19 protein-coding genes and 1 pseudogene are annotated in these 16,739 nt (G+C 58.3%); 11 read left to right on the top strand and 9 right to left on the bottom strand.

The genetic code is table 11. The features are described from left to right. Positions 1–536 (top strand): annotated as a pseudogene (locus tag EGH24_RS14590) (mercuric reductase); the annotation flags it as partial. Between the two features lie 3 nt (positions 537–539). Here EGH24_RS14590 and EGH24_RS14585 read toward each other — a convergent pair. Next, a complete protein-coding gene (locus EGH24_RS14585) occupies positions 540–1,094 on the bottom strand; it encodes an ArsR/SmtB family transcription factor (protein WP_123115218.1) in 555 nt (184 codons plus the stop codon). 131 nt (positions 1,095–1,225) lie between these two features. Here EGH24_RS14585 and EGH24_RS14580 point away from each other — a divergent pair, with 131 nt between their 5' ends. Further along, the gene (locus EGH24_RS14580) at positions 1,226–3,502 is read left to right on the top strand and encodes a heavy metal translocating P-type ATPase (RefSeq protein WP_123115064.1); all 2,277 of its coding nucleotides are present in this window, start codon (positions 1,226–1,228) and stop codon (positions 3,500–3,502) included. On the opposite strand, the gene EGH24_RS14575 is transcribed toward EGH24_RS14580, so the two are convergent. Further along, entirely contained in the window at positions 3,499–3,705 is a 207-nt protein-coding gene (locus EGH24_RS14575; RefSeq protein WP_058365359.1) for a heavy-metal-associated domain-containing protein, read from the bottom strand. The two genes, EGH24_RS14580 and EGH24_RS14575, sit on opposite strands and share 4 nt — an antisense overlap. A 130-nt stretch (positions 3,706–3,835) precedes the next feature. Here EGH24_RS14575 and EGH24_RS14570 point away from each other — a divergent pair, with 130 nt between their 5' ends. The 3 genes from EGH24_RS14570 to EGH24_RS14560 all read left to right on the top strand — a co-directional run bounded on the left by EGH24_RS14570 (position 3,836) and on the right by EGH24_RS14560 (position 5,671). Further along, complete coding sequence (locus EGH24_RS14570) at positions 3,836–4,051, top strand: hypothetical protein (protein ID WP_058365358.1); 216 nt, start codon at positions 3,836–3,838, stop codon at positions 4,049–4,051. 122 nt (positions 4,052–4,173) lie between these two features. After that, complete coding sequence (locus tag EGH24_RS14565) at positions 4,174–5,175, top strand: DUF6610 family protein (RefSeq protein ID WP_058365360.1); 1,002 nt, start codon at positions 4,174–4,176, stop codon at positions 5,173–5,175. Positions 5,176–5,323: 148 nt separating this feature from the next. Next, on the top strand, positions 5,324–5,671 hold the full coding sequence (locus EGH24_RS14560; protein ID WP_123115217.1) for a hypothetical protein: 348 nt from the start codon (positions 5,324–5,326) through the stop codon (positions 5,669–5,671). A gap of 92 nt (positions 5,672–5,763) precedes the next feature. Here EGH24_RS14560 and EGH24_RS15445 read toward each other — a convergent pair whose 3' ends face one another. Next, positions 5,764–5,919, bottom strand: a complete 156-nt coding sequence (locus EGH24_RS15445; RefSeq protein WP_176329434.1) for a hypothetical protein — start codon at positions 5,917–5,919, stop codon at positions 5,764–5,766. Between the two features lie 155 nt (positions 5,920–6,074). Between EGH24_RS15445 and EGH24_RS14555 the strand changes: the two genes are divergently transcribed. The 3 genes from EGH24_RS14555 (at position 6,075) to EGH24_RS14545 (ending at position 8,517) form a co-directional block, all read left to right on the top strand. Then, complete coding sequence (locus EGH24_RS14555; RefSeq protein WP_123115062.1) at positions 6,075–7,004, top strand: ArdC-like ssDNA-binding domain-containing protein; 930 nt, start codon at positions 6,075–6,077, stop codon at positions 7,002–7,004. A 112-nt stretch (positions 7,005–7,116) separates the two neighbouring features. Beyond that, entirely contained in the window at positions 7,117–7,932 is an 816-nt protein-coding gene (locus EGH24_RS14550) for a hypothetical protein (protein WP_123115061.1), read from the top strand. A 261-nt stretch (positions 7,933–8,193) separates the two neighbouring features. Beyond that, positions 8,194–8,517, top strand: a complete 324-nt coding sequence (locus EGH24_RS14545; protein ID WP_058365035.1) for a hypothetical protein — start codon at positions 8,194–8,196, stop codon at positions 8,515–8,517. A gap of 74 nt (positions 8,518–8,591) precedes the next feature. Here EGH24_RS14545 and EGH24_RS14540 read toward each other — a convergent pair whose 3' ends face one another. Then, on the bottom strand, positions 8,592–9,002 hold the full coding sequence (locus EGH24_RS14540) for a helix-turn-helix domain-containing protein (protein ID WP_058365036.1): 411 nt from the start codon (positions 9,000–9,002) through the stop codon (positions 8,592–8,594). A gap of 1,025 nt (positions 9,003–10,027) precedes the next feature. On the opposite strand from EGH24_RS14540, the gene EGH24_RS14535 reads away from it, so the two are divergent. Beyond that, complete coding sequence (locus EGH24_RS14535) at positions 10,028–11,353, top strand: orc1/cdc6 family replication initiation protein (RefSeq protein WP_058365037.1); 1,326 nt, start codon at positions 10,028–10,030, stop codon at positions 11,351–11,353. 310 nt (positions 11,354–11,663) lie between these two features. On the opposite strand, the gene EGH24_RS14530 is transcribed toward EGH24_RS14535, so the two are convergent. Continuing rightward, positions 11,664–12,332 (bottom strand): DUF7509 family protein, encoded by a 669-nt coding sequence (locus EGH24_RS14530; RefSeq protein WP_058365038.1) that lies wholly within the window; start codon positions 12,330–12,332, stop codon positions 11,664–11,666. 211 nt (positions 12,333–12,543) lie between these two features. Here EGH24_RS14530 and EGH24_RS14525 point away from each other — a divergent pair, with 211 nt between their 5' ends. Further along, positions 12,544–12,936, top strand: a complete 393-nt coding sequence (locus EGH24_RS14525) for a winged helix-turn-helix domain-containing protein (protein ID WP_058365039.1) — start codon at positions 12,544–12,546, stop codon at positions 12,934–12,936. 302 nt (positions 12,937–13,238) lie between these two features. Further along, entirely contained in the window at positions 13,239–13,670 is a 432-nt protein-coding gene (locus EGH24_RS14520) for a TRAM domain-containing protein (protein ID WP_123115060.1), read from the top strand. A gap of 6 nt (positions 13,671–13,676) precedes the next feature. On the opposite strand, the gene EGH24_RS15975 is transcribed toward EGH24_RS14520, so the two are convergent. From EGH24_RS15975 to EGH24_RS14505, 4 genes are all read right to left on the bottom strand, one after another. Then, positions 13,677–14,213 carry an RNA polymerase subunit sigma-70 gene (locus EGH24_RS15975; protein ID WP_238994032.1) on the bottom strand — a complete coding sequence of 179 codons (537 nt, stop codon included), beginning with the start codon at positions 14,211–14,213 and terminating at the stop codon, positions 13,677–13,679. A 38-nt stretch (positions 14,214–14,251) separates the two neighbouring features. Next, positions 14,252–14,440 (bottom strand): helix-turn-helix domain-containing protein, encoded by a 189-nt coding sequence (locus EGH24_RS15970; protein ID WP_238994031.1) that lies wholly within the window; start codon positions 14,438–14,440, stop codon positions 14,252–14,254. A 203-nt stretch (positions 14,441–14,643) separates the two neighbouring features. Then, entirely contained in the window at positions 14,644–15,195 is a 552-nt protein-coding gene (locus EGH24_RS14510) for a hypothetical protein (RefSeq protein WP_125919943.1), read from the bottom strand. After that, entirely contained in the window at positions 15,192–16,145 is a 954-nt protein-coding gene (locus EGH24_RS14505; RefSeq protein ID WP_058365046.1) for a ParA family protein, read from the bottom strand. The genes EGH24_RS14510 and EGH24_RS14505 overlap by 4 nt, the downstream gene beginning before the upstream one ends. Positions 16,146–16,739 lie beyond the last annotated feature (594 nt).

The raw sequence follows: 16,739 nt of genomic DNA, 5'->3' as shown, positions 1-16,739 counted from the left end.
TTCGCGTCGATGAGCATTTCCAGACGACCAATTCCGACATCTACGCGGCGGGGGACGTGATCGGCGAGCCCGAACTGGAGACGGTCGCCGCCAAGGAGGGCAATCACGCCGTCAAGAACGCCTTCGGCAACGAGGGCGTCAGCATCGACTACGATGCAGTCCCCGCAGTCGTGTTCACCAGTCCCGAGGTAGCAGTCGTTGGGACAACTGAACGTGAATATATGGACGAACACGGTACCTGTTCCTGCCGGACGGTTCAGATGGAAGATGTCCCTCGGGCAAAGGCCGTCAAGAACACGGATGGACTCGTCCAGGTGGTGAAGCACCACGAGACCGACGGGATTGTTGGCGTCCACATGGTCGGCCCCCGCGCCGCCGACATGATCATGGAAGCCACGCTGGCGGTGAATTTCGGTCTCACCGTTGACGACATCATCAATACTGTCCACCCGTTCCCAACGTTCTCCGAGGCGTTCAAACACGCCTGTCAGGCGTTCCGTCGGAATACGTCCAAAATGAGCTGCTGTATCGAGTGAGCGTCAGTCCTCGGTCGAGAACACATCGTCGAGCGTGCCGCTCTCGCCTAATTCGATGAGGGCACGGTTCAGGAGTTCGCGAACCATGAACTCCTCGTAATGCTGGGTGTCGCAGTACTCGCAAGGCTTCATTTCGCGGGCAACCGCCTCAATCTCGGTACCGTGGTCCGCATACAACGTCTCGATGAGGGCAGTCAATTCTTCGGACGCGGTAGACTGCGCCTGCGCGAGGTTATTGTCGGCGCCTTCCGGAAGATCGTAGGAGAAGACTCGCGTGTTCGACTTGTAGTACTTCCGTGTCCCTCCACCAGCCTCTTCCAGACGAGCGATTTCCACCATCCCCGCATCCTTCAGGACGTTCACATGGTGACGCACTGTCGTCTCGGCCTTCTCCTCGCCGCGACGGTGCAACTCGTCGTGGATCTCCTCGATCGTCATTTCATCGGTCGCGAGCATATCGAGGATCTTCGCCCGAACGTCGTTCTCCAGTGCCTTCGCTTTCTCCGGATCCGTCGTCACGACTTCACGGATCGGCACGTCGGATTCGAGGAGCGCCATTCTTGTGAGGACGTAGGGGAACGACGATAGTAAGAGTAACGCCACACACTCGACAGCAGTCTTAGTTATTCGATACCGCTATAACTCTAGTCGTAATGGTTATCCACTTCGCTGGGTAACTAGCGACCACAATGGGAACGACACAGGAACAATTCAACGTCGGGGGGATGTCCTGCTCGTTCTGTGCCGAGAGCATCAAGAAGGCCTACAGCCGGACCGACGGCGTCGAGGACGTCGACGTGAGTCTCGCCCACGAGGAGGTCCTCGTTCAGTATGACGACGACCGCCTGAGCGAGGTCGAGGTGAAGGACACGCTTCGGGAACTCGGCTATACCATCCGCGACCCGGACAAAGCGAAACGATACGAGCAACAGCAGGCCGAGCTCGCCGACGGCAAGCGCCGCCTCCTGCTCGCCGGCGGCGCATCCATCGTCGTTGCTGTGCTGATGGGCTGGATGATCCTCGTGATGGGGCGCTTCGAGTCAGCGTCGCTCGCGATGGACCTCGTGACTCTCGGGCTGGCGCTCGGGACGATGTTCGGCCCAGGACGATACATCAAACAGAAAGCTTACCAGAGCCTGCGCCGGGGGATCTTCAACCAGCACGTCCTCCTGGAAGCGGGCTCGTTCGCCGGGCTCGTCGGCGGACTGCTCGGCCTGTTCGTCTTCCCGAGCTTCCCGACCGTCCACTTCTTCGCCGTCTCCGTGTTCATCACCACCTACCACATCCTCTCGGAGTACACCAGCCTCATCGTCCGCACTCGGGCCTCCCAAGCCGTCCAGAGCCTCCTCGATCTCCAACCCGACACGGCACGCCGAGTCACCGACGACGGCGATGTCGAGGAAGTCCCGATCGACGACCTCGACGTTGGCCATCGCGTCCGCGTCAAGCCCGGCGAGAACATCCCCGTCGACGGCACCGTCGTCGAGGGCGAATCGACGGTCGACGAGTCGGTCGCTACCGGCGAGTCCATCCCCGAGAAGAAGTCCGAAGGCGACGAGGTGATCGGCGGCAGCGTCAACGAGACCGGGACGCTGCTCATCGAGGTAACTGCAACCGGCGAGGACGCGTTCCTGAATCAGGTGGCACGCGAGATCGAGGAGGCGCGGGCGATGAAACCCGGCATCATCCATCTCGCCGACCGCATCCTCAAGTACTTCGTCCCAGGCGTCTTGACGATTGCCGCGCTCTCAGTTCTCTTCTGGGTGGTTGCACCGCTCGCGTGGGGGGCAGCCTCCGACGTCCAGCGCGGGGCGTTCGCAGCGCTGGCGGTCCTCGTCCTCGGCTACCCGTGTGCGCTCGGGATGGCGACACCGCTCGCCCTCATCCGGGGCGGCGGGAAGGCGGCGAATCGCGGCATTCTGATGCGCTCCGGCGACGCCTTCCAGATATTTCCCGACGTCGACCACATCGTGTTGGACAAGACCGGCACCATCACCGTCGGCGAACCCGCCGTCAGTGAAGTCGTCGCGTTCGACACCGACGAGGTGGATGTACTCACGACTGCGGCCAGTGCAGAGGCGTTCTCCGAACACCCGCTCGCCGATGCGATCCTCGAGTTCGCTGACGAGCAAGATGTCGAGTACGCGGATCCCGACGCCTTTGACTCGGTGACCGGCAAGGGCGTCCGAGCGATCGTCGGCAGCGACGACGTGCTGGTCGGGAAACCGGGGTGGCTCAGCGGCAAGGGGATTGACCTTTCGAAGGGGAGCGACGACATTGAGCGACTTCAGGGCCGCGGCCTCACCGTTGCCGGAGTTGTTCGTGACGGTGACCTACTCGGTCTGATCGGTATCGGTGACGAGATCAAGAGCGACGCCGCTGCGACCATCCAGCGGATGCGAGACGCCGGCATCACGCCCGTGATGATCACTGGCGACAACGAGCGCACCGCGAACGCGGTCGCCGAGGAGGTCAGTATCGACCGCGTCATGGCCGACGTGCTGCCCGACGAGAAACGCGAGGAGATCGGTCGCCTGCAGGAAGCTGGCCACCGTGTGGCGATGGTCGGCGACGGCATCAACGACGCGCCGGCACTCACCCAGGCCGATATCGGGATCGCCATCGGCGCCGGCACCGACATCGCCATCGAATCGGCGGATATCGTCCTGATGGGTGACCGGCTCGGTGGCGTGGTGGACGCCTACGAGATCGGCACGGAGAGCTATCGGAAGACTCGCCAGAATCTCGTGACGGCCTTCGCGTTCAACGGTGTCGGCGTCGCCGCCGCGACCACAGGGCTCGTTCACCCCGTGTTCGCGATGCTCGCGATGGTGCTGTCTGTCTCGGCGGTGCTGGCCAACAGCTTCGCTGGCCAGCTCCTCTCCGGTAAGGGTGTCAATACCGAATTCGCTCTAAAAGAACGCACCGACGGCGAGCGGGAAGACGGTCGAGTGACGGCCGATTAAGCCACCACGTCGTAGCCATCCTGTTCGATTGCCGCGTTCACATCGTCGTCTGCGACTCCATCCTCAAGGACCACGTCGACCGTGTCAGCTTCGTGGTCGGCCTCAACGCGATTCACACCATCGAGGTTTCGCAGGGCGGTCTCTACGTTCTGTTCGCACCCGTTGCACGACATCCCGGTGACGGAGATCGTCTTTCGCTCCATACGGGCCTGTAACCACTCGCGGGGCATGACCATTACGGCAACCGTTGTATCGGTTTATCCCTATTAGAGATGGGCGTCATCGTCCGGAGAGTTGTTTGTGTCGGCCCCAAAGAGGTGGAGGCTCTTTGAGATGGGGACCACTAACGACGAAGAGAGTAACGAATTCCCTCCAGAGAAGCGTCTGGAAGCACCGAACACACGCCTGATCAAGGCAGGGATCGCGACGATCCCGGATATGGAAACCCTCCAGGAGTGCGTTGCCTACGAGAACGCCCATCAGAATCGGACGCAGATTCTGCGCCGGCTCAAGTGGAAGGCTGAAGAGCTGCGTGAGGACGAAGAGTAAGCTCTGTTATTAACCAACAAGCTCCGCGTGGGTTTCCCATTGTTGGTTAACAGACTGCGCCTCGGTTTTTCAGGCCCCTGAAGGGGCGCGGGGCGGCCAACAGCGGCCTCGTGACTCCAATCATGTCCCTCGATTTGAGTACAGACTCCAGAACGGCTAGCGACATCGCTGCCGCCAGACAAGCCGACATCCTGGCGTTCCTCCATCGAGCCCCGTTCACTCTGGATGCCTATAAGCTCGGTTTCCTTCCCGGCTTTCGGGAGGACTGCGGGTATCAGGAGAACCAATATCAGAATCTCACCCTCCCCGTCGGGATGCTTGACAACGACTTTCGGAACCCCGATCTGGATCGGTTCGTCGATCGGTTCTTCGAGCAAGAACCACAGGTCGGCGTCATCGGCGACATCTACGAACGCGGCGACGTCGATGACCACGTCGCTGCTGCTCGTGAGATTCACGCCAGCTACCCCGAGGCCGAGCTCATCATCGTCCCAAAGTCTCAAGCGGTGATCGACGCAATTCCCAAGGATCTCGTTCTTGGCTATTCGCGTGGGTACGCCGACCGGTTGGCCCACGAGTTCTCTGATCCGGCCGACTGGCGCGGTCGGCGCGTCCATATCCTCGGCGGGAGTCCACCAAAACAACTCGAAGCCATCCGACAGCTGACCCGACCGACGCTCACGGACGAGCAACCAGCCGACATCGTCGGCCTTGACTGGAACGGGCTGCATCGCGGCGCGCAGTTCGGTGAGTTCTGGACGGCTGACGGCTGGGATGATAGCGGTCGCAACGCTGACCACGTCACGGTTCGGAAGACGGTCCGTCACAGTCTCGCCCGCCTCAAGGCCTTCTGGCAGTCTCACGGTGTCTGGCCCGACGCGACCCCACACGACGACACTCTCGAGATCGAGTACGAAGGCCCATCGCCGACCGATCTCGATAGTGCTGCGTGTACCGACTGCGGAGCGAACGTCTGGACGACCCGGCGCGGTCCCTTCGTCGCCGAGTACGACACCGGTGATACCTGTGGCTACTGCAGCTACGAGTGCTACTTCTCGCATCGGCACCGAAACAACCTCGAGGAGATCGCCGGCGAGCAAAGCGTCTACTTTCCGCCTACGTGACGCTACGAGCGGTTTGTCGCGCCCTCCAGAGAGGGCGAGGGCTCGATGGTGAGTCAGCAANANCGNNNNCGAGCAAAGCGTCTACTTTCCGCCTACGTGACGCTACGAGCGGTTTGTCGCGCCCTCCAGAGAGGGCGAGGGCTCGATGGTGAGTCAGCAACAGCGTACGAACGACGTTTCGGTCGATGCAATTCCAGTCGACGTAGCGAACACGCAATCAGGCGAGGTCGATCCCGCCGGGGTGCCCGAGGAGATCGAGTCGATCACGCGTGGCCTCGCCGGTGAGCAGCCACCAACGAATCCGCTCGTCGTCCTGAAAGCAGCTCGGTGGTGGTATATCCACGGCAAAGGCGGAACAGACCCCGCGTTCCAGTGGGCCATTGAGTGGGTGCGACACCTCGCGACGGACACACCCAGCGACGTCGAGCGGTTCGACGCGTTCCTCGCGTATCTCGTTGCGGTCGGCTTCGCTGACGAGAAAGCAGCGCTCCGATAACCAGATTTCCCCATTCACACCGAGGGGGGCCGAACGAACACGATCACTCAAGCTGTGCCGGCAACGAGTGTAGCGGTCCGAGCAAGACCTACTTAGAATCGGTAGCAGGCGACGTCCTCGCCACCACAGGTCGGACACGTCTCGGCGTCGACCGAGAGGGTCGTGCCACAGTGGCGGCACTCATACAGCGTGGCCGTATCGGCCGTGCTGGTTCGGATGACCCCGCGAAGCACGTCGACGAGCCCCATACTCTCGACGGTACCTTCGCACCGTTGTTAATCCCAGCCTCCGACAGCGACCTCGATATACCCCTCTCAGCAGCGCCGTTGTTTGTTGTGCGCCCCCGAGGGGTGCGGCGCGTCTGAACTGACGCACTCGCCGTGAACTCGATTCGGTGAATACAATGGTTACAGCCAGTGAGCCGTCGGTCTCGTTCGAAGAGACCGACACGCGACACGACGAGATGCACAGTACCATCGAAGCCTGGATCGACGAGCTCGTCGACGACGTTGACGAGGCCCAGGCCAGCGAGGAATTTCAGGAGTGGCTCAACGTCCAGAGTCGCTTCCACGACTACTCCCATCGCAACACGCTGCTCATCAAGCTGCAGTGCCCCGAGGCGACGAAGGTCGCGGGCTACAACACCTGGCGGAACGAGTTCGACCGGTACGTCCAGGAAGGCGAACAGGCGATCTGGATCTGGGCACCCATTATTACGAAGCAGTGCCCCGAGTGCGAGAACTCACCGAGCTACCACGAGCAAAGCGACTGTGACTACGACGAGACACCGCCCGAGGAGTGGTCTAAAGGACTGGTTGGATTCAAACCAACTGCCGTCTTCGATGTGTCTCAAACCGAGGGCGAACCGCTCCCCGAGCTGGAAACCGAGGCAGCTGGAGACGCCGACGACCTGGTGCCAGCACTCCTCGATGCAGCAACTACGCTCGATATAGACGTCCGTGTCGTCAACGCTGCTGAGTGGGAGCATGGCGACGCAAAAGGCGTCTGCAAACACCGGAACCTCCACGAATGCCAACCCGTCGTCGAAGCGAAAGATAGAGCGAATCAGGCCGACCTCGCGGTGACGCTGATTCACGAGTACGCTCACGCGCTACTGCATTTCGACGTCGACGACGACACCGAGAGAGCGAAACGCGAAGTCGAAGCGGAAGCCGTCGCGTACATCGTTGGTCGGTTTCTCGGACTGGACACGAGCGGGTCAGCGTTCTACCTCGCCGCGTGGGAGAACGACGATGCGGAGGTGATCCAGGATCGGCTCGGTCGAATCAGTTCGACCGCCCAGGAGATTATCGGCATAGTTGCCGAGGACTGAACTCGTGGTCCGTTCCAGTTAACCAACAATCGGACGTTAATACGGGTCGTCGTTGGTTAAGTTTATCAGCGCCCGCCGAGGGGCGGAGGCGCACTCCCGTCTCCATCGACCCATGACCGACCAGTACCTAACTACCGTTCTCGAGGAGGCGGAACGAGTCGCAGAATACCACGACCAAGTCGCCCAGTCGACCGACCATCCGGAACACGAGTATCTCAGATACGCCGTGCTCCGACTGCTCGAAGGCGAAGCTGATGAAATGTCGGTGGACGTGCCACAGATCGACGGCGTGACCGTCGGGTACGGAGATGACGAGTCGATGTTCGACAGCTGGGGCGACGACGTCGAGTGGTGGGACGACGCCTCACCCCGAGAAGAGTGTACCCGTTTCCGAATCTTCTACCCCGACGAGTACGAGACCGTTCCGCGGATCATCGTCGACGTGATGGCTACACTCGGCGCGTGGCGTGTCTGGGCCGGCAGCGCCGCCGCCTGCGGCTCCTACGACCATCGTGAACGTCGCGAAGTGCACTATCTGTGGTCGGAAGGCCATCCGGTCGAAGACCTCCTGCAGGATCGTCTCCACGGTCCGGCTGCCGTCGCGCCTGACGGTGGACGAACTGGCGACGTTCGCGATCGAATGATCGTCACGGAGCACGCGAACCAACACGGCGAGTTGGAACCACGCACCAGACGCGCCGTCGACGAGGAGATGGCCGTCTCGCTGCTCGAAAAAGGCGGTCGCTACGAGGTGCAATCCGCGTCCGGGAGTTGGTACGAGGTCGACGTGATCAGCGAGTCCTGCACGTGTCCAGACTGGAGGAAACGAACGCCCGAGGGCGGCTGTAAACATCTCCGGCGAGTCGATCACGAGATCAAACAAGGGCGGGTTCCACGACCTGATGGACGGCTCCCCTCGAACTCGTAGGATCGTCCAGTGTTCGAGAGTCCTCGGGGGCTGTAACATCAGGTGAAACTCATTGATATAGAGTTTCGAGTAGTGTTACAGGTGCAGGAGAACCGTTGATAGTGATTTAACCAACAAAACTATGCCTTTTGCGTCTGTGTTGGTTAACGCTGGTCAGCCCATGCCCTACGAGCCACCGACGCCCTCAGCAGANNCNTTNNNAGTGATTTAACCAACAAAACTATGCCTTTTGCGTCTGTGTTGGTTAACGCTGGTCAGCCCATGCCCTACGAGCCACCGACGCCCTCAGCAGACCTTCCCCCTGACGTCGTCGATACTCTCGACGACTACTCGCCCGAACTCCTTCGCCACATCGCGAGCTACGCTGAGAAACTCGCTGAATACCGTGAGCGTGAAGATCGCCTTGCTGAGGCGGAGGATGAAGACGAGATCGAAGAACGATCAGACGACCTCCCGGATCACGTTCCATCGAAGGCGACGATTACGATCAAGGAGATCAACGATAACCGCTACTACTACTGGCAGTGGCGGGACGGCGACAAGATCCGCTCTCAGTACAAAGGTCCCGTCAATCCCGGCGAATAGACGAGAGAACGTCACAGTCGGCTGCCCAGTTGTTCGGGGTGACACCCCATCTGCGAAGTGAAAGACGAGAGCTGTTAGCGCTCGGGTCGCGGGGCAGTCTCGTACCGTTCGATGTCGTCCGTCTTCTCAACCCGGTCATATATCTCTAGAAGCGTGTCTTGTGCCCGGAGGAGCTTGTGTTCCTCGAGGAACTGCCGACCACTTTCACTGAGCCCATAGAACTTGTACGGCAGGTCGTTCTGCCGGCGGTCCTCGGGCAGGAGCACCTCCATGACGATGCCGGCGTCGACGAGCTGCTGGAGGTGCTGGCGAATCGTCGTCTGACTCTTGTTCGGGTTGACGTAGTCGAGTTCCTTCAGTGTCGGCAGTTCCGACGGATGCCCGAGGATGTCCTGGAGGAGCGAGAACCGCGTCTCCTGGGTGACCACGTTGAGCCGCTCCCGAACGGACTCCAGGTCGCTTGGCGTGTGGTCGGACGTACTCATTACCACAGATTTCGAGTGTTGCGTGAAAAAGCGTTTCGCTCAAATGCGAATCGGTCTGTAGCGAATTGAATGAATTCCTACATGTCTGCGGTACCATCGCCATTAAAGAAGACTTGAGGTCGAGATCTCTGACGTCGGTTGAGTAGTTGGTGAGACGCACCCCTATCGACTTGTTCAACGAAACCACCAGCATACGGAGGGTCACCTCTATCGATTTGTTCAGCGGGGAGGCATACACGAAAGACTAGTATTGAACCAATGGGACGAAAATGCCGAAATCGAGTATAGAGTCGGCTCTATACACGATCGGCTGCATCTATCGCGACCGTGTCGATAAGACCACACACCCACCCCTATCGATTTGTTCTGGCGAGTAAGGGCGGGGAGGGGAGAGTTGATCACGAGGAACTCACGAGGATATGGCACATCTGGATGAGATCATTTAACCGTATCAGTCTTTATTAGCTCGATTTCTACTAGATTCGGTAGACTGGAGTAGCATTAGACAAATCGATAGCGGTGAGTGTAGAGTAGTTCACTTGGGAAACTGAGGGGATAGCAAGACGTCCCGCCCTGATACCTACAATATGCCTGAACCCACTGTTCGTCACCTGGTTTTCCCAATCCGTGTTTATATACTTGATCAGGAAAGAAATAGAGTGAAGGAGTGTAGTTAGGACAAGTCGATAGAGGTGTGTTCTACTAGCTAGCTAGAACTAGAAAGAAGAGAAAGAGAAGATGAAAGCAGCTCTCGATTCCGTGCTATTCGTGACGGAGATGGACTGTTAGTCCGTTCGGGAACTCTCTCACCCCCACCCCTCCTTTGTGGTCAGAACAAATCGATAGGGGTGAGAGGGTGTTCGGGAGTTCTCCTGGATTGGTCCAGACGAAGGGTTCCTAACAAATCGTCGGGGGTCGCGGAAGACAGCGGTGTAACCCTCTGATATCCCGGTTCTGAACGCCGTACCGGTAGAAAAGAAATCGACAGGGGAATCTTTTAGTATCCTGATAGAGTGGGGTTCGGTATGCCCACGGATCCTGGTCCCGAGGAGACCCCTGAGTCCACGGGTTCTATCAAAGATCTCATTCTCGAGCAGGAGGAAGCCGCGAGTCTCATCAAGAACCGGTCGCTCCTCGAACCGAACGAGATCGTCGACGAAGAACGTATCGTCGGTCGTGACACCCAGCTCACTGATATCACTCAGCACCTTCGCGTTGCGATTAGTAACGAGCGGCCACCGAATCTTCTCCTCTATGGCCCTTCCGGGACCGGGAAATCTCTCATCATCAACGCTGTCTGCCAGAATATCGTCGAACTCTGTGAAAGTCGTGATATCCGGTTCGGCGTCATTCAGATGAACTGCCAGAACGTGGGGACCCTCGGCGCAGCCGTCTACGAACTTGCGCGAAAGGTGTCGAACGACATCGGAACGACTGTCGATGTCCCAGAGCACGGGGTTCCAAACAAGAAAAAATGGCGCGAACTCTACCGCCTCATCAACGAACACTACGATACAGTCGTGTTCATCCTCGACGAACTCGACATGCTCGTCGGTCGTCGCGATAAGGACGAACCAGCCTTCTCCCGACTTCTCTATCAGCTCTCTCGCGCTGGAAGTACTAACGAGATCACCGCCCAAGTCTCCGTGACCGCGATCACGAACGACACGAAAATGATGGAGAGCGTGGGAAGTCGAGCTCTCAGTTCGTTCACCCCCGAGGACGTTCACTTCAGTGACTACGACGCCAACCAGCTCCGGGAAATTCTCTGGGCTCGGGAAGATGCCTTCCACGAGGATGCACTCAGTGACGACGTCATCCCTCTTGCAGCAGCCTTCGCCGCGCAAACCAACGGGGACGCACGGAAGGCGATCGACCTGATGCGAACAGCGGGGTCGATTGCAGAAAAAACGGGTGCAAACGAAATCCGTGAAGAGCACGTTCGAGAAGCTCAGGATAAAGTTGAGAAGAACCGCGTGTTAGAGGTGACTCGTGGGATCAGCACACAGAAGAAGCTCTGTCTTTTCGCGACTGCAGCTGTAGCGTGTGAAACCGGAACTGGTGCAGCGATAAGCCCGATCGGATACCGAGTATATCAGTACCTGACCGGCACCCTTGATTCGGATCAGTACCACCAGGAGACGTACGTGAATAAGATGAAGGAACTCACGACGTATTCCTTGGTTGAGACAGAGCGGAAAAGTCAGGGGCCACACTCGGGCAGCTATCTCGAGTTCACGTTTGGTGAGAATCCGGAGACCATTATTGAGACGCTCCGGGAAGATTCGCGGCTAGACGACGTCCACGACGACGAACTCCGCACCGTCGTGAACGCACAGCTCAAAAAGTAGCTCATCCCTCGAACAAATCGATAGGGGCGAGGGTGTTGTCGACGACTCAGTTTCGTCGCTGACGTGAACAAGTCGATAGGGGTGGGTCCACACAGTTTGTTGGTCTCTCACACAACAAATCGATAGGGCTGCCCCTCCGCGATCTCGAGTCACCGGTATTCTTGAGAAGCAGTGGAGCCGCTCTCGATTCCTCCGGATCCAACACTCCGTATTTCCTGAGCGTAGGTCTTCCCGGCACCCCTCGTCTTTCGAGGAACTCTCATGGGAGACCTTCGTGAAATCTATATTACCTCTCTTGCTTGGGGCGGAATCATCCCAATCTCTCAAGCGAGCCATAGAGCTCTTCGTTCTGAATGTGGGTACAGAACTGCGCGCACAGCCGACAGCAGTCCGCGGCATCGGTGAACGTCCGGACGCTGGCGTCCCAGCGTGCGTGGACCGCCCCAAGCATGGCACTTCGAACCGATGGTTCGGTCGCGACCATCACCCGCCGCGTGCGCTCTGGTGGAGTCGCGTCGGCCGCCGGTCCCTGCATTCCGGCTGTCGACAGCAGATCTTCAAGGACGCTCCCGATCTCGATCCCGACGCCGAGATTATCGCCTACCTGTGGGGCGATGAAAATCGTCGCATTGCTGGCTTGCGCGAAGGCAATACTTTGTGTGGCGGCATCCATCTCATCGAGCGAGATCCCGACGTCAATCGCGAGGAAGGCATTGAAGCCACGGTCGCGAAGACAGTCTCGTGTCTCCTGGAGGAGGCGCAAGACCTCATCTTCAGCGTACTCGCCGCTGGCCTCGTCCCACGTCGCGAACGACGGGACGTCGGTTTCGACATCCGCGTCCGCCGGTAGCAGCGCGTCGACGTCGAACGTCCGGTACGGCCCCATCAGATAGACGAGAAACTGTTCGCGCCGGGCTGGAGTGAGGGCGTCCGAATCTTCAGTGGCCCGGGAGAGATTGTCGATAATCCGTTGCCGCATTCGAGTCGTCGATTCGGAACAGTAGTATATAAATATCGGTGTTCTCAGGAATATTCTAGTAGAGAACGACTAAGNATNNNCGATAATCCGTTGCCGCATTCGAGTCGTCGATTCGGAACAGTAGTATATAAATATCGGTGTTCTCAGGAATATTCTAGTAGAGAACGACTAAGTATGTGGCGTCCCAACTCTCGAACCGAGGCATCCCTCAATGTCCGAAACCGATCGCCAGCCAACAGAGGACGTTCGCCAGCCGGAGCCGCCGCTCCCTGAGGAGAGCGGGCTGACGCTCGAGGAGTATCTCACGATGCAACAGGCGATCGGCCACCCGACGCGGTTTCGCATCCTGCGAACACTCGTCGCGAACGACGAACTGAGTGCTGCTGACCTCAAGGTTGTGGTCGACGTCGAGCCGCACAATTTCCACTACCACCTCGACGAACTGGTTGATGTGGGGCTCGTCGACAAGCGCCAGCGACGAACCGCTGACAGCCAGGGCTTTTACACGTACTATCGGCCAACAGCGATGGGACGCGGGATCCTCGAGCATGGTGTCGAGGAGTTGATGCGCCGTGAACGCGAGTTCAACGACGCCTATTCGTAAGCTGTCGTAGGGTTCTTTGCCCCCTGTCAGCGATCCTGTTACCCTTCGATATCTTCGCTGCGATTACCGTACCTCATAGTATTAACCAACAACTACGGTTTGTTGAGTCGAGATGTTGGTTAACCCTCTTTCGACGTGACGTTTGCAGATCCCATGTGGCCGTACGAACAAGAACACATCTTCTCACGTTCAATCGCGGTAGAACGGTGGCTTCACCGCACTACCCGTCAATACAGGAGGTCGCTGTCTCGTGCCGTTTCCATGGAGTTAAGTTCTCTACCAGCCGAGTATTGGACCATCGAATGGTCGAAATTCCGGACTCGCTTCGCTCTGTTTTCAGCGCGACTGTTCACGAACGGGACGGGACATACGTTGTCGAGGTTCCGTCCGGGGAGCTCAATCATGACACTGTCTCCCTCGGCGAAACGTATCGGATCGCTGTCTTCGACTCACCCACGACGGCGCAGGACGAGCACGAGCCCGCGTCCGCAGATCGTGCCCAATCTGACCGACAGCGTGGATCTTCTGGGCCGCCGGTTGAGGAGGGCGAAATTCGGGACGTGACAATTGAGACAACCGGCGACCAGGGTGATGGAATCGCGAAAGTTGACCGTGGATACGTTGTGATCGTTCCTGGTGGCCAACCCGGTGATGAGCCGACCGTCGAAATCGAGCAGGTTCAGGAGAACGTTGCCTTTGCCAGCGTCGTTGATATTGATCCGCGGGCTCTCTAAGCTGTTTCACCGCAGCTGTTCGACCTGATCAGACAGATACTGCTGGAGTGCCGTGACTGTCTCAACAGAGACAGCCGATGCCCCGAAATCACTCCGAGAGCCATGCTTGAGATCCTCGCCTCTAGTGACACCGAGATCGAGGTCGTCGTACATACGGTCAAGCATCGCGAGCGCCGACTGGAACTGCGCGTAGTGCTCGCGCATGTACTCGATCGTGTCCTCGCGCGGTATAACCAGGTAGCCTTCGACGTCCTCGATTTCGAGTGACGTCTGTGGATCGAGGACGATCTGCAGTGGTCCATCGATCTCGTCGCTGGGCTGGCGCTCGAAGGTGGTTGGTAGCCCGAACGATTCGAAGAACGTCTCCCAGGCGTCGACGTCTTGCTCGTGAACAGCGATGAAGAGCGGGTAGTCGTCGGGATCGCGGCTGACCTGGTAGCCGCCCTGTATCCAGACGTAGATGGTGTCGATCCGCGTGAACGCGAACGGCCAGTCACCGAACTGCGGGATGATGTATGCCTCCTCGATGGAGGGTGGACTCACGCCGGCGCTTGCCGCGACCAGCTCGCGCGCGGCTTCTCTCACGCGCTGGTCGACAACAGAGAGGCCGTCGTCATAGTGGACGTAGGTCTGCCGTCTTCGAGACGGTTGACGGCTTGTCTCACCGTCTCGTACGGTCTGTGGAGGTGCTGAGCGACACGCCGGATGGAGTCACCACTTTTGATGGCGAGGATGACCTGGGCTGCCGTGTCGTCGAGCACCTCGTACATCTGGTGGTTACCAATAATTCGGTAACAATTGAAAGCCTTACTAGATAGTTGGTTAGAGCGTATCTGGCTGAGTTCTACCACTCAGGTTTCTCCTCATGTACGGATGGACCATTCGTCTTTAGAGTTGGCAAGGATATGCTCACAAGTCTGTATATTGATGACGTCAAGGAACAGTTCGAAGCCAATTACGGAAGCGCATAGGTTCAGTTGTCGTACTGGATGCCCCATTCTTCAGCCATCTCGAAGACGTCATCGAGGTGTGCGAGGCCGTACACCATCGCGAACTCGCGAAGATCGGCCTTTGTGATGTTCGTGCCATAGCGGTCCTCGAACTCGGTTTGGGCCTTTCGGACAAGGTCGTCGACGTCCGGGTTGAGTTCGAGCGTGGTCCGGTCGCGTGCCGTCGACGTTCCATCTCGCCACGTCGCGTAGGGGACTGGCGGCGACTCGGAGTGATACTCCGGTTGCATGAGTGCTCTCGCGAGCTGCTCGTTCGAGTGCCTGCGGCCGGATTTAAGGTCGCTAATGTAGTCGACTCCGGTCTCGGATTCTTGTCCGACACCGGCTTCACGTAAGTCGTCGCGCCTCGTATTACTCGACGCCTGTCCAGTGGTCTCGTTGGTCGATTCGTCGTCCTCGACAGGCTGCGTGTCTTCCATGTCCATCTCTACTGATTCGTCGGCTTGAGTGTCGTCGCCTTCGTCATTTGTGTCCTCGAACGGGTTCTCCATATCGCCGCCTGACTCGAAGCTCATTGTGACACCTCAGCGGCGTCGGGACCGCCAGTTGTCAGCTGAGAGAGGTCGACTTCTCCCCAGATGTCGTTCCCGTGGAATAGATCTTCTCGCGGCCACCCGCCGTTAGGGAGGTCTTGGCCCGCGCGATGGTAGATGTACGATGCGAGGGTGCGGAACTTCGGCATGATGTCCGCGTTGTAGTCACGGATGCGGCCGTCCTTCAGCTGAGAAAACACCGTCTCGTAGTTCTCCTCGGCCTTCTCGAACGCACCGAGGTTTTTGAAGTAGACTGGAGCCGGATACTGCTCGTGAATCTTAGTGAGGTACTCTTTGTGAATCTTCTTTCCGGCGTCGACTTTCGATGGAACGACACCGCTTAGTGTGATGTTGATATCCATCTCTTCGGCGAAGTTGCGGGCGCTGTCTTCGACGCCGGCGATGCTCTCGATGCCGCCGCGCGTGGGTTCGGCAGGGATGAGGATGTTGCGGGTGGCGTAGAGGGCGAGATAGTAGCCTTCGTCGGCTTTCGCGTTCGGATCGACGAGCATGACGTCGTACTCGTCCTGAATGTCGTTGTCTTGGAGGACTTGGAAAAAGCGTTTGTATCGGGGATACTCCCACTCGGGGGGTTTGGACGCTTCGAGGTAGTCGGCGTGTTGGTCGAGGCGTTGGTCGACGCGGTTGAAGCGTTTGTGTGAGGGAATGACGTCGATGCCGTCGTCGGCCGTGCGAATGAGATCGCGGAACGGCCCTTTGCCCTGGTCAATGAGGTGGAGCGTTAGGTCGTCGGCGTCGGGGTTGTGTTTGTCTTCGTCGACGCCAAGATAGTTCGAGACGCTCCCATTTTGCGCGTCGAAATCCGCGATGAGGACGTTGAGACCGAGTTCGGCGTAGGCGGCGGCGAGATCTCTGGTGATCGTGGATTTGGATTGGCCACCACTCTGGTTATAGACGGTTATTGGTAGCATGTGCGCACCATCATCCGCATCGATAATAAGAGTTGCTCAGACACACACCACATTACTCACTGTAGCAACTACAGACCACACCTTATGACCATACTGTACGTTCATAATGACCGTTCACAATGGACGTTCATAACGGACTGCCACAACTGATGTATGTGGGTGAGTAAAGCAAAATTCGCCGGATGTCGGCACGCTAGGTAGAACAAGGTCGGGCCGTCGACCATTCTTCTCCCTCGATACGGAGAGAATCATTCAGCTACATCAGCTACCGACGCTCTGCATATAATCTCGTACCGTGATCGACGGGGCTCAGATGATCTCCCAGCCAAGAGTCCCCAGCCCCGTAATCAGTCGTGAAGATGTCAAGCAAGCCCATCCGCTATCTCTCTTGGACGGTTGATCCCCTGAGTTCGCCGAAGAAGACTACACTCTCGCGGCGTTGTGGGGCGGCAGAAAGTGAGATTTCGCCAATGTGGTCAATACAACCGTGGCGTGATTTCGCCAGAAATAGATGACACGATTGGGAAGGACAACCGACTCAGCCCCAGTATTTCCCGATTTAGCTTCGACAATGAATCCACCTTCCGGTTCCGA

The sequence above is a fragment of the Halonotius terrestris genome, from assembly GCF_006861665.1.
Taxonomy (GTDB): Archaea; Halobacteriota; Halobacteria; order Halobacteriales; family Haloferacaceae; genus Halonotius; species Halonotius terrestris.
Note: the sequence above shows the minus strand (reverse complement) of the source record. Positions and strands in the feature narration are given on the sequence as shown.